14 protein-coding genes are annotated in these 11937 nt (G+C 28.1%); 12 read left to right on the forward strand and 2 right to left on the reverse strand.

What is annotated here, in order from left to right; genetic code table 11:
• Window positions 1–7 precede the first annotated feature (7 nt).
• Genes fdhD through APAC_RS04975 form a run of 9 tightly spaced genes read left to right on the forward strand, consistent with a single transcriptional unit; the run spans window position 8 to window position 6614 of the window.
• Entirely contained in the window at window positions 8–802 is a 795-nt protein-coding gene (gene fdhD / locus APAC_RS04935; RefSeq protein ID WP_130233062.1) for a formate dehydrogenase accessory sulfurtransferase FdhD, read from the forward strand.
• Entirely contained in the window at window positions 795–1223 is a 429-nt protein-coding gene (locus APAC_RS04940; protein ID WP_130233063.1) for a ModE family transcriptional regulator, read from the forward strand. Before fdhD ends, APAC_RS04940 begins: the two co-directional genes overlap by 8 nt.
• Entirely contained in the window at window positions 1207–1581 is a 375-nt protein-coding gene (locus APAC_RS04945) for a winged helix-turn-helix domain-containing protein (RefSeq protein ID WP_130233064.1), read from the forward strand. The genes APAC_RS04940 and APAC_RS04945 overlap by 17 nt, the downstream gene beginning before the upstream one ends.
• Entirely contained in the window at window positions 1571–2557 is a 987-nt protein-coding gene (locus tag APAC_RS04950; protein ID WP_130233065.1) for a cysteine desulfurase, read from the forward strand. The genes APAC_RS04945 and APAC_RS04950 overlap by 11 nt, the downstream gene beginning before the upstream one ends.
• Window positions 2558–2566: 9 nt before the next feature.
• On the forward strand, window positions 2567–3814 hold the full coding sequence (locus tag APAC_RS04955; protein WP_130233066.1) for a molybdopterin molybdotransferase MoeA: 1248 nt from the start codon (window positions 2567–2569) through the stop codon (window positions 3812–3814).
• 12 nt (window positions 3815–3826) lie between these two features.
• Complete coding sequence (locus APAC_RS04960) at window positions 3827–4642, forward strand: ABC transporter substrate-binding protein (protein ID WP_130233067.1); 816 nt, start codon at window positions 3827–3829, stop codon at window positions 4640–4642.
• A gap of 15 nt (window positions 4643–4657) precedes the next feature.
• Complete coding sequence (locus APAC_RS04965) at window positions 4658–5353, forward strand: ABC transporter permease (RefSeq protein ID WP_130233068.1); 696 nt, start codon at window positions 4658–4660, stop codon at window positions 5351–5353.
• Window positions 5350–6372 (forward strand): energy-coupling factor ABC transporter ATP-binding protein, encoded by a 1023-nt coding sequence (locus APAC_RS04970; RefSeq protein ID WP_130233069.1) that lies wholly within the window; start codon window positions 5350–5352, stop codon window positions 6370–6372. Before APAC_RS04965 ends, APAC_RS04970 begins: the two co-directional genes overlap by 4 nt.
• Window positions 6373–6422: 50 nt before the next feature.
• Window positions 6423–6614, forward strand: a complete 192-nt coding sequence (locus APAC_RS04975) for a sodium-dependent tyrosine transporter (RefSeq protein ID WP_130233070.1) — start codon at window positions 6423–6425, stop codon at window positions 6612–6614.
• A 92-nt stretch (window positions 6615–6706) separates the two neighbouring features.
• Here APAC_RS04975 and APAC_RS04980 read toward each other — a convergent pair whose 3' ends face one another.
• Window positions 6707–7903, reverse strand: coding sequence for an IS110 family RNA-guided transposase (locus tag APAC_RS04980; RefSeq protein ID WP_130232234.1), 1197 nt, complete (start codon window positions 7901–7903; stop codon window positions 6707–6709).
• A gap of 243 nt (window positions 7904–8146) precedes the next feature.
• Here APAC_RS04980 and APAC_RS04985 point away from each other — a divergent pair, with 243 nt between their 5' ends.
• Window positions 8147–8764, forward strand: coding sequence for a hypothetical protein (locus APAC_RS04985; protein WP_130233071.1), 618 nt, complete (start codon window positions 8147–8149; stop codon window positions 8762–8764).
• An 18-nt stretch (window positions 8765–8782) separates the two neighbouring features.
• On the opposite strand, the gene APAC_RS04990 is transcribed toward APAC_RS04985, so the two are convergent.
• Entirely contained in the window at window positions 8783–9757 is a 975-nt protein-coding gene (locus APAC_RS04990; protein ID WP_130233072.1) for an aldolase catalytic domain-containing protein, read from the reverse strand.
• Window positions 9758–9902: 145 nt separating this feature from the next.
• Here APAC_RS04990 and APAC_RS04995 point away from each other — a divergent pair, with 145 nt between their 5' ends.
• Complete coding sequence (locus APAC_RS04995) at window positions 9903–11147, forward strand: response regulator (protein ID WP_130233073.1); 1245 nt, start codon at window positions 9903–9905, stop codon at window positions 11145–11147.
• A gap of 5 nt (window positions 11148–11152) precedes the next feature.
• Window positions 11153–11872 carry a response regulator gene (locus APAC_RS05000; RefSeq protein ID WP_130233074.1) on the forward strand — a complete coding sequence of 240 codons (720 nt, stop codon included), beginning with the start codon at window positions 11153–11155 and terminating at the stop codon, window positions 11870–11872.
• Window positions 11873–11937: the final 65 nt, after the last annotated feature.

Below are 11937 nucleotides of genomic sequence, written 5' to 3' on the forward strand. Positions count from 1 at the left end.
GATAGATATGGAAAATGCCAAATATTTAAAAACAGTAGTAATAGACAAACTTATAGAAAATGAAGCCACTGAGGTTGAAGATGTGACTATTGAAGAAGCACGTCTTAACCTTTATTTAAATGGAGAAAAAGCCATATCTATGATGACGATACCAAAAGACCAAGAAGCTCATGCTATTGGTTTTTTGATGAGTGAAAATGTTATCTCTTCAATTGAAGATATTAATACAATTAATTTAAGTGAAGATGGACTTAGAGTTGATGTAAGTGCAAAGATAAATGAAGAGTCACTAAAACATCTTTATAAAGAAAAAACACTAACAAGTGGATGTGGTGGAGGAGTTACTGGAACAGCTGAGTGTGAGCTTGAAATACCATTTAATCAAACAGCTTTTAAAGTAAAGCCTAAAACTATTTTAGATGAGATTAAAATATTTTATAAAGAGAGTGAACTATATAACTTAACTGGTTGTGTTCATAAAGCAATGATTTATTTACTTGATGGAACAACTATAACAGCAGAAGATATTGGAAGACATAATGCAATTGATAAAGCTATTGGAAAGTGTAAATTAGCTGGACTTGATACTACAAAATCGATTCTTTTTGTAAGTGGCAGATTAAGTTCAGAAATGGTTACAAAAGCAGTGATGCATAGAGTTCCAATAGTTGTGTCAAGAACAGCTCCAACATATCTTGGAGTTCAAACAGCTCATAAACATGGAATTACTCTTATTGGTTTTGCAAGGGGTAGAAAAATGAATTTATATACTCATAGCGGAAGGATAGATTTAGATGTCTAGTATTGATGATAATGTAAAAATAAAACTTGATTCTATTCAAAAAGAACTGATTTTAACTAACTTAGATGAAGATGGAAAATTATCTTGTTTAAAGGCCTTTAAAGTATCAAGGTTAATTGGTAGAAAACCAAAAGAGATGAGTGCTATTACAAAAAGTTTGGGTATTAAAATTACTAATTGTGAACTTGGAGTTTTTGGAAAGTTAAGATTTCAAGACCCTAATATTGAAGTATATAATAGACTAAAACAAAATTATATGGGACACAAAACTTTAGAGTGCAAAGTTTTATGGGATGAAGCACAAAGAAGTAGTTTAAAAACAGTTGGCTCAACTGTAAAAAATTCTGATATTGATGTTGTTCATTGTCAATTAGGATGTTTTAGAGAGAAAAAAGGTCATAAAAATGGAAGTGAAAGTTAAAGTCTGGATTGAAGATGATAACAGAAATCTTGTTTTTGGAAGTGGAAAAAATGAGATTTTAAAATATGTTGAGTTAACTGGTTCGATTTCAAAAGCAGCTACAAAAGCTGGAATGAACTATAAAAAAGCTTGGAGTCATATTCAAGTTTTAGAAAATTATATTGAAGATAAATTAGTTATTACAAAAAAGGGTAGAGGAGAAGATAGTGGAAGTAAACTAACTCCTAAAGCTAAAGAATTAATTGAACTATATAACCAGTTAGATGAAGATATTAAAAAATATTCTCAAAAAAGATTTGAAGAGCTATTTTTAAAAAAAGATGAATTAATAAGTTTAAAGGAAGATGATGCTTCATAGTTTTAATGCTTTGCAATATAGAAATATGCAAAATTTGCATATAAGTGAGGAAAATTCTCTTAGTGTTTTAAAAAACAATGAACAATATTTATCTTTAGAAAAAAACTTTTTAGACAAGTTTGGATTTGAAAGTTTAAACTACTTTTCTTTTAGTAGTGAGGGTTTTTTATCACTATTTTTAAAACTTTCTAAAAAAGGAAAAATTGCACTTAGTCTTGGAGAATCACAAGCTTTAATTGATGCAGCATTAGTTTTTGAAGAGCTTGGATTTGAGATAGTTTATATTCCACTTTTAAAAGATGGAAGTGTTGATTATGAGTTTATAAAAACTTTAGAAGTTGATTTTATATTTCTTAGTTCTTATGTGATGGATACATTTTTAAAGACTGATTTAGAAAAAATCAAAACACTTTGTAGTGCAAAAATCATCTCAAATGCAAGTGCAAATTTTGATGAAAATTCTGATGTGATTTATTTTGATGCTTATAAACTAACTGGATTTTTTACTCATTCAATAATACTTTTTAATGAGGAGCTATTAGATGAACAATCAATTGGATTTAAAGATTCACTTGCTCTTGAGTTTATATCAAAAGCAATACAAAATTGTACTTTTAACTTAACTCAAAAAGAGCTATTTAAATCAAAACTAGTAGAGGCTTTTGGAGAAGATATTTACTTCTTTATTGATAATAACAACACTTTAGAGTATTCACTTCACTTTGGTTTAAAAGATATAAAAGCAAGAGAGCTTATAAGAACACTTGCCCTTAATGAAATCTTTATCACAAATGGAGAAGGGTGTTCACTAGGACTTTCAAAACCATCAAGAATAATTCAAGCTATGGGATATGATGAAACTACAAGTAGAAACTCAATTAGTCTAACTTTTACAAAAGAGTATGAAGAAGAAACTATTGAGAAAATAGTTAAAACAATGGCAAAAAAATATAGACAAATCAAAGTTTTAAATTAAGGAAATTAGATGAATCAAAAAATGAATTTTTTAGACTTCCCAAATGCAGTACAAAAAAGTTTGGAAATGGTAAATCCTATTAGTTTTACTGAAATTATACCAATTAGTGAAGCAATTAATAGAACAATAGCTAAAGACATAGTTTGTGTAAAAAATTTACCAGCTTTTAATAACTCAGCGATGGATGGTTTTGCAGTAAAATTTAGTGATGCTGGAAAAACTCTAAATATAAATAAAGTTATCTATGCAGGTGATAAAGGGGAGGCTGTAAAGGAATCACTTTTGGATAATGGGTGTTATAAAATTATGACAGGTGCAAAAGTACCAAATGATGCTGATACTATTATTCCTATTGAGAACTGTTTTGATGTAACTAATAAAACAGTTAGAATCCCTGAAGATATTAAAAAAGGTGCAAACTTAAGATTAAAAGGTGAAGAGCAAAAAGAAGGAAGTGTATTATTCCAAAAGGGTGAGAGAATAACATCTTCTCATATTACTCTTTTAGCTTCACAAGGTTTGATTATGGTTGAAGTTTACAAGAAAATCACTATTGCTGTACTTTCAACTGGAAATGAGATTAAGGAGCCTTGGGAAGAAGCTGATGATGAAGAGATTTATAACTGTAATTCTTATGCACTTATTTCTCAATTAAAAGAGAAAGGTTTTGATGCAACTTATACAGGGGTAGTTCCTGATAATCTTGAAGAATCAAAGCAGTTTATTAAAAATTTAAAGACTTATGATGTGATTATTACAACAGGTGGTATTTCTATGGGGGATGCTGATTTTGTAGGAGAGGCATTTTTACAAAATGGATTAGAAACTTCTTTTCATGGAGTAAATATAAAACCAGGGAGACCAATTATGATGGGAACTATGGGTAAAACATCTGTTATATGTCTGCCTGGAAATCCATTGACTGCTATGGTAAATATCTATTTATTTGTAATTCCAATGCTAAGAAAATTACAAGGTGATACAAGTATTTATCATACATTTTTAAAAGCTGTAAATAGTAGTGATTTTAAAACTAAAAAGGGGAGGGTAAATGTAGTTCTAGGAACTATTTTAAACGGAGAGTTTAAAGTAACAAGAAACAATAAATATGGTTCAGGAATGATAACTGCACTGTATGAAAGTAATTGTATCTTAGTAACAAATGAAAATACACAAAATATACAGAGTAATCAAGAAGTAAAAGTAATACCTTTTGATTCACAATTTGATAAAAACCAAACAAATATATTTAACTAAAAGGAGAATTTTATGACAAAAACATTAGTAACATTAGGATTGAGTACATTATTAGTAACAACTCTTATGGCAAAAGATTCACTTATGATGGCTACAACTACAAGTACAGATAACACTGGATTGTTAGACTATTTAGCACCAAAATTTGAAAAAGAGACAGGTACAACTTTAAAATGGCTTGCAACAGGAACTGGTAAAGCACTTAAAATGGGAAGTAACTGTGATGTTGATATTTTATTTGTTCATGCACCTGCTAGTGAGAAGAAGTTTGTAGAAAGTGGTTATGGTGTTAATAGAAAACAAGTTATGTATAATGACTTTATTATTGTAGGACCAAAAACTGATGGTGCTAAAGTTTCTGGTATGACTCCAAGTGAAGCATTAATGAAAATTAAATCAGTTGAAGCTAAATTCTTTTCAAGAGGTGATAACTCAGGAACTAATAAAAAAGAGATTGCATTATGGAAAACTGCTTTACAAAAAGCACCTGAAAATGCAGCTTGGTATGTACAAACTGGACAAGGAATGCTAAGAACTATCAATATGGCATCTGAAAAAGATGGATACACTATGACTGATAGAGGAACTTGGATTAAGTATGAATCTCAAAAGAGAGATAACAATAATATGAAAATTGTAGTTGAGGGTGATAAATCTTTATTTAATCAATACTCTGTTGTAACAATCAATAAAGATAAATGTCCAAATGTGAAACCAGAACTTGCAACACAATTTACTAACTGGATTGTAAAACCTGAGACTCAAAAAATTATTGCTGATTTTAGATTATTAGATAAAGCACTATTTATTCCAAATGCAAATAAGTAAGGAACAGTTTAAAATATGAATCTATTTACCGATGGTTTTGCTGAAGCAATACAACTGTTAAGCTCAGGAAATGAGAGTGTGTACTCTGCAATTACTACAACTATAACTGTATCTTCTTGGTCTTTACTAATAAGTTTAATTATAGGTTTACCTCTGGGCTTTGCCCTTGGGTATTACAACTTTTATGGAAAAAGTGTGCTTAGAACTATCGTTGATACACTACTAGCTCTTCCAACTGTTGTAATAGGACTTATTGCATATACCATGCTTTCACAAGCAGGACCATTTGGTAAATTTGATTTACTGTTTACTCCTCAAGCTATTATTATAGGACAGATAGTTTTAGGTCTTCCTATCATAATAGCTTTAACAGCAACTCAAGTAGAAGCAGTGGATAAAAGGCTATATACATCCCTAAAAGGTATGGGTGCAAGTTCATATCAAATATTAGTTGCAACACTAGTTGAAGCTAGGTTTGGACTTATGACAGCAGCCATGACTGCATATGGAAGAATTATAACTGAAATTGGTATTTCTATGATGGTTGGTGGAAATATTAAATATCACACAAGAACTGTTACAACTGCAATCGCACTTGAAACAGGTAAGGGTGAGTTTGTTACAGGTATTGCACTTGGAATTGTTTTATTTGCAGTTGCATTGATGGTAAATATTGCACTTTCAGTTTTAAAAAGGAAATGGACACAATGAGTAGTTTGTATAGTCTTAAAAATATAGAACAATACTATGAAGGTAGAAGAGTTTTAAATATTCCAAATTTAACTATTAATGAAAATCAAATTGTTGGTTTTTTTGGTCCAAATGGTAGTGGTAAATCTACACTATTTTCTATACTTTCTTTTATAAATAATCCTAGTAATGGAGAACTAATTTATAAGGGGATTGAAAATAAAAAATTAGATTTAAAAACTAAACAAAGTGTTGTAATGGTTCCTCAAAATCCTTATTTACTTAAAAGAACAGTTTATGAAAATATTGCCTATGGTTTAAAACTAAGAGGTGAAAAAGAAAATTTAGATGATAAAGTGTTTGAAGCTTTAAGTGTTGTAGGACTAAGTAATTCATTTGCAAAAAGGAAGTGGAGTCAACTTTCAGGTGGTGAAGCACAAAGGGTAGCCTTAGCAGCTAGACTAATACTTAAGCCAAAAGTATTGATACTAGATGAGCCAACAAGTGGAGTTGATACGAATTCTGCTCAATTAATAAAAGAGGCGATATTAACTGCAAAACAAGATTACAACACAACAATATTTATCTCAAGTCATGACCATAATTGGTTAAATCATATTTGTGATAAAAAAGTAGCTCTTTTCCAAGGTAACCTAATAGAAAGTAGCAGTGTAAATCTACTTTTTGCTCCGTGGAGTAAAAATGAAAATCAAAACTTAGTAAAAGAGTTTATTGATGGACAAAAACTAGAAATCCAAAATAGTTTTGATAAGAAAAGAGATTCAATAGCTATGATAAATAGTGATGATATAACTATATGTAGAGTAGATTGTGAAGAGTTTAATAGTGGTAATACATTAAAAGGTATTATTGATTCTATTCATCAAATAAATGGTGGTGTTAAACTATTGGTACAGTTTGCTATTTGTGGAATTAGTTTTAATTGTAAAATAACAAGAGAGTACATGCAAGAACAAAGACTTTTACCAGGTGATGAGGTTAATATAAATATCAATACACAAAATGTATGTTGGATTTAATTATTTAATGGTAAAATATTTTTTACTAAAATAATACAAAAGGAGAATGTATGTTTGTAAGATTAAATGAGAGAGTTTATTTAAACATGGCAAAGATTACTAGAACTAAAATTGATCATGTTGAAGATGGAATTAGAGTAAGGTTCTATGAAGGACAAGATCAAGTTGCAAAATCTAGAAGATTTGATAGTGTTGAAGAAGCAGCTAAATGGTTTGAGGAGTTAATTAAAGATATAAAGTAAAATTAAGTTTAAATTAACTTTAAGAAATGTAGAATTAGATAAAAGGAGTCAACTATAAAGAAACCTAACTAAAAAACAAAGATTTTAAAGTTTCATTTGGAAACACCTAAAGCTAAATTTTCATCAAATTTGGTTTTGTTCTTTAACATTACAAATATTGTTTTTAGAAGTTTATTTGCAACAGCAATAACAGCTTGTTTGAATTTTTTACCTTCTTCTCGTTTTTTAGAGAAATAGAGTTTAAATTTTTCACAAGAACGAATAGTACCAATTGCCATTTGCCAAATAGTTCTTCTAAGGTTTGCATTACCTCTTTTAGAGATTTTGCCCCTATAGTTGATTGAAGTACCACTTTGTCTAACTGATGGGTCAATTCCTATAAAAGCACATAGTTGCTTTACGGAATTAAACTTATCAACAGAGGATACTTCAACCATAAAGTTTTTAGAAGTTACTGCTCCAATTCCTGGTATTGATTGTACTATATCAATATCATTGTTTATATCAGTATCTTCTAAAGAGTTTTCCAACTCAGAATCTAGAATAGATAATTCATCTTGAATAGCTATTAATCTTCTAATTTTAGAAGTTAAAACCTTTTCAAGATATTTATCGGATACGGCGATAGAAGTTTTTGCTAAGGCTAATATATCCTTTGCAGTAATTTTAACTTTATTGCCACTTGTATCATCTAAGATTCGTTGGATGGTCTTTTCCCTTAAGTTCCTAATTGCTTTACGGCTAGGAGCTTTAAGGAGCAGATTTAAAATGCTCTTTGTAAATATATTTGTGTTCTTTAACAATTCAGGGAATAATTGCACTAAATTAGCTTTTATTTCAGTTTTTAATCTTGCTACATCTTTCGAGAGGTTTTCTCTTTCACGGATAAGCGGTCTAATATTTTCAATATTATTAGTACTAGCAAGATGTAAAGATTGATATGATTTTAAACTAAATAGAGCAATTGAAGCTGCATCTTTTTTATCATTCTTAGTTTTTCTAAGGGTAGTTGAACCAATAAAACTCTTTATGAGTATTGGATTAATCACTACACACTTAAAACTATTTTCTAATAAAAAAGATAATAGTGGTAAATGATAAATACCAGTTGCTTCCATTGCTATTAAAAGCTCTTCTTTAGGATATGTGGATAAATACTCTACTAAAGTATCAAATCCATCTCTATTCATTGTAAGCTTTACTTCTAGTTTAATTTCACCACTATTTTCAAGTAGTGTTAAATCAAAGCTATCTTTAGAAATATCTATTCCTATGAATTGTTTATACATCACAAATACCTTTACAAATGTTATTTTACATACAAACAGATAAGTAACCTTACTTTTATCCTATCTCCATAATGACAGAAGCTCGAAGCTTAATCAACCTATTGGGATTTGAAGTAAGTGATAGACTCCTTGGAGATTTAATAAAACTTCATTAAAAGTTCTATCATTGATCTAAAAAAAATGTGATCATCTTACTTATCTCTTTGTATGTAATTATACAAAATTTATTAGTAGGAGTTTATTATGCAAGTAAATAATAGTGTTAATCAGGCTCTGAATCTATTTAAACAAAATGATAGTTCAACAAATGAATCTAAAACAAGTAAAGAATCAGTAGAGAATCTTGAAGATACTTTTAATGAATCTGCTGTTAAAGTTAGTTTATCTATGAATGCTCAAGTAATACTTTTTAGTATGAATACAGCAAGTTCTATGAAAGAAAATACAATAGCTCAAGGTGCGGCTTCATTTAAAATTAGTGATGAACAACAAGAAGTTTTAGATTTCTTATCTGGTAAAAGTGTTAATGATGGTGAAATGAGTTTAGAAAATATTGGTTACGAAGGTAAACCAATTTTAGAACTAACACCCCAAGAAGCACAAGATTTAGTTAGTGAAGATGGTTTTTTTGGAGTAGAACAGACTTCAAATAGAGTTGCTAACTTTGTATTTAGTTTTGCAGGTGATGATTTAGAGCTATTACAAAAAGGCAAAGAGGGTATTATTCAAGGTTTTCAAGAGGCTGAAAAACTTTTTGGAGGAAAACTACCTGAGATATCTTATGAAACTCAAAATAGAACTTTGGCTTTATTAGATGAAAAAATATCAAGTTTAGGTGGTGATATTTCACAAGAGAGTTAAGTTAAAAGAGTATAGCTATTAGCTATACTCTTCTGTCATTCTGTTGTAAAAATCTACATATTTTGTATCTTTTTCATCCCTAGCTTTCATTGCAGGTCTTGGATGTTCGTTTAACTTACCAGTGATCATATAAGGTACACTATAACCCCAGTCAAGTTCTTTTTCTAAATCTACAATATAATTTTCAATAAATTTTAATACAGGTGTTAATTTATATTTTGGGTTCTTTAAGAAACCTAATAATAACTCTAAATTACAATTTCCAGCACCTCTTCCAAGTCCTGAAACTGTTGCATCTAAATAACTTGTTCCATAAATCATAGCTTCAAGTGTGTTTGCGTATGCAAGTTGTAAGTTATTGTGCGCATGAATACCGATTTTTTTACCAGCAGCATTTGCTTTTGTTAGATATTTTGCTGTTAACTTTTTAATTTGTTCTGGATAAAACGAACCAAAACTATCAGCTATATAAATTACATCTACATTTGAAGCACAAACTTGATCTAAAACTCTATCTAACTCATCATCAAATGATTTAGAAATAGCCATAATATTACAAGTTGTTTCATATCCTTTTGCGTGGAAATCTTCAATTAATTCAATTGCTTCAGGAATTTGGTGAATATAAGTAGCAACTCTAATCATATCTACAACTGACTCAGATGCTAAAGGAATCTCTTCTTTTAAAGTTCTACCAACATCTGCCATTGTTGCAATTTTCAGGTTTGTATTGTTTTCACCAACAACACTTCTAATATCATCTTCTAAACAAAAATTCCATTTCCCATACTCTTTTGGATCCATTACTGTTGGAGAAACATTTTTACCAATCTCCATGTAATCAACTCCAGAAGCAACACACATCTCGTAATGTGCCTTTACAAATTCATCAGTGAAGTGGTAATTATTTACTAAACCACCATCTCTAATAGTACAGTCAAATACTTTTAAATCTTCTCTAACTGTTAACATATCACCATTCTTTTCAATCATTTTGTACCTTTTTATAAAAAAATTCAATGATTATATCCAAATCATAATCAAATTGTTATTAATCTAAAAATAACTAAATGTTATAAATAAAATAATTAGCTTACTTGTTGTAAAATATACATACAATGTAAAAATAAGAAGTTATATGGATAAAGATTTTTTAAAACAGTTAAATATTTTGTATGTTGAAGATGATGAGCTAATAAAAAAAGAACTTAACGATACTTTGAAACTTTTCTTCAAAGATATTTTATTAGCATCAGATGGCGAAGAAGCTATAGAACTGTTTAATGCTAATCAAAAAAATATTGATTTAATACTTAGTGATATAAATATGCCTAAAAAAGATGGGATAGCTTTATTACATGAAATAAGAAAAATTGATAAAATCGTTCCTTTTATTTTTACTACTGCTTTTACAAACCATGAGTATTTAATTGATTCTATCAAATATGGAGTTAACGATTATTTTGTTAAACCATTAGATATTAAAGAACTTTTAGGAAAAATAGAAACTTTATCTAGAAAAAGTAAAAAACAAAAAAAGATAGATCATTATCAAAATATGATAAATGAATATCTTGATACTATTAATAAAGTAGCATTTGTATTTGTTTTTGATAAAAACAAAAAAATTACTTATGTAAATGAATTTTACACAGAGCTTTCAAAATTAGATGTAGATGATGTCTTAGATAATGAATTCAACTATATTTATCATAAAGATATTCCTTCTGAAATTATTAATAAACAATGGGAAGATTTAAATAATAATAAAAGGTGGTCAGGTAATTTAAAGTTTATGACCAAAGATGATACTGCTTTTTATTCAAATTGCACAATTATTCCTGTATTAAATGAAAATGGTAACAAATTTATTAGTATAAATTTTATTACAACAAAAGAAGAAAATAACAGAAGAAACTTCAAAAAGAAAGTTTTATATAACTTTAATGAAACAAAAAAAATATATAGAAAAGCTCAAGAAAAAATTGATTCATTAACTAAAGAATTGGAACACTATAAAGGTTTTGAAAAAAAAGAGTCAGAATTTGAAAAAGTAAAAAATCAAAATAATGAATATATTAACAATATAAATAATCTAGAAAATAAATTAAAAGATATAAGAAATAGGCAGGAATTATTTACTAAAAATGTTAATTTAAAAATGAAAGAGATTAGTGAATCTACAGATAGTATGAAAGAACAAATGATAAAGGCTGATAAAAAAGTAATTTATTTAAGAAGAGAAATAAAAGTAAGAGAGCATTATATAGAAAAAATTCAAAAAGAGTTACAAATAAAGAAGCAAAAAGTTAGTGATTTAGAAGATGTTTTAAATCATAGAGAAAGTCAGTTATATAATGATAAAAATAAAACGAAAAAGTAGTTAATATGGTATTAAGTAATGAAGAGTTTTATAGTAAATTAAATGTTATTTATATTGAATCAAATCAAACAACTGCAAAATATTTTGAAAATATTTTGAAGAAAACTTTTAATAAAGTATATTTATTTGATAGTTCAAAAAATGTTTTTGAATACTTCTTAGAAAACAAAAATAATATTGACCTTATAATTTCAGATATGCAGTTAGAAAAAGGTGTTCGGGGAATAGATTTACTAAATAAAGTAAGAGATATTGATGAGGAATTACCCTTTATTATAACAACGGGAGTTTTAGACTCAAAGGAATTATTAGAGGCTTTAAAATTAAATGTTACTGATTTTTTAATTAAACCTTTAGGTGCTAAATCTCTTTTAGACTCAGTTGAAAAGATATGTCGAACAAAATATTATGAACAAACAAAAGCTCAAACAATGAAAAACTTAGAAGATATTTTTGAAGTTGTAAATGAAGTAGCAATAGTGTCTAAAACTAATAAAAATAATGAGATTACATTTGTTAATAAATCTTTTTTAGAGGTTTCATATTATTTAGAGACAGAAGTAATTAATAAAAAAATAGATTTAATAGTTAATGATAAAAATACTTTACAAGAAATTTTAAATACTATTTCTCAAGGGAATACTTGGGAAGGTAAAGTTAAAAATCTCTCAAAAAATAAAGAAGAGTTTTATACATATTTAACAGTTATACCTACTAAAAGATGAAACAACTAATAATATTTATGAATTTACTTGGATAGGTTTTTTAGCTACACAGTATGAATTAGAGC

It is taken from the genome of Malaciobacter pacificus (genome assembly GCF_004214795.1).
Classification (GTDB): Bacteria; Campylobacterota; Campylobacteria; order Campylobacterales; family Arcobacteraceae; genus Malaciobacter_A; species Malaciobacter_A pacificus.

Bases quoted from the DNA above. Each gene is read 5' to 3' on its own strand.
- APAC_RS04945 (WP_130233064.1), top strand. From the start codon at position 1,207: ATGGAAGTGAAAGTTAAAGTCTGGATTGAAGATGATAACAGAAATCTT.
- APAC_RS04980 (WP_130232234.1), bottom strand. From the start codon at position 7,903: ATGTATAAACAATTCATAGGAATAGATATTTCTAAAGATAGCTTTGAT.
- APAC_RS04965 (WP_130233068.1), top strand. From the start codon at position 4,658: ATGAATCTATTTACCGATGGTTTTGCTGAAGCAATACAACTGTTAAGC.
- APAC_RS04970 (WP_130233069.1), top strand. From the start codon at position 5,350: ATGAGTAGTTTGTATAGTCTTAAAAATATAGAACAATACTATGAAGGT.
- APAC_RS04955 (WP_130233066.1), top strand. From the start codon at position 2,567: ATGAATCAAAAAATGAATTTTTTAGACTTCCCAAATGCAGTACAAAAA.
- APAC_RS04940 (WP_130233063.1), top strand. From the start codon at position 795: ATGTCTAGTATTGATGATAATGTAAAAATAAAACTTGATTCTATTCAA.
- APAC_RS04975 (WP_130233070.1), top strand. From the start codon at position 6,423: ATGTTTGTAAGATTAAATGAGAGAGTTTATTTAAACATGGCAAAGATT.
- APAC_RS04950 (WP_130233065.1), top strand. From the start codon at position 1,571: ATGCTTCATAGTTTTAATGCTTTGCAATATAGAAATATGCAAAATTTG.
- APAC_RS04985 (WP_130233071.1), top strand. From the start codon at position 8,147: ATGCAAGTAAATAATAGTGTTAATCAGGCTCTGAATCTATTTAAACAA.
- APAC_RS04960 (WP_130233067.1), top strand. From the start codon at position 3,827: ATGACAAAAACATTAGTAACATTAGGATTGAGTACATTATTAGTAACA.
- APAC_RS05000 (WP_130233074.1), top strand. From the start codon at position 11,153: ATGGTATTAAGTAATGAAGAGTTTTATAGTAAATTAAATGTTATTTAT.
- APAC_RS04995 (WP_130233073.1), top strand. From the start codon at position 9,903: ATGGATAAAGATTTTTTAAAACAGTTAAATATTTTGTATGTTGAAGAT.
- APAC_RS04990 (WP_130233072.1), bottom strand. From the start codon at position 9,757: ATGATTGAAAAGAATGGTGATATGTTAACAGTTAGAGAAGATTTAAAA.
- fdhD (WP_130233062.1), top strand. From the start codon at position 8: ATGGAAAATGCCAAATATTTAAAAACAGTAGTAATAGACAAACTTATA.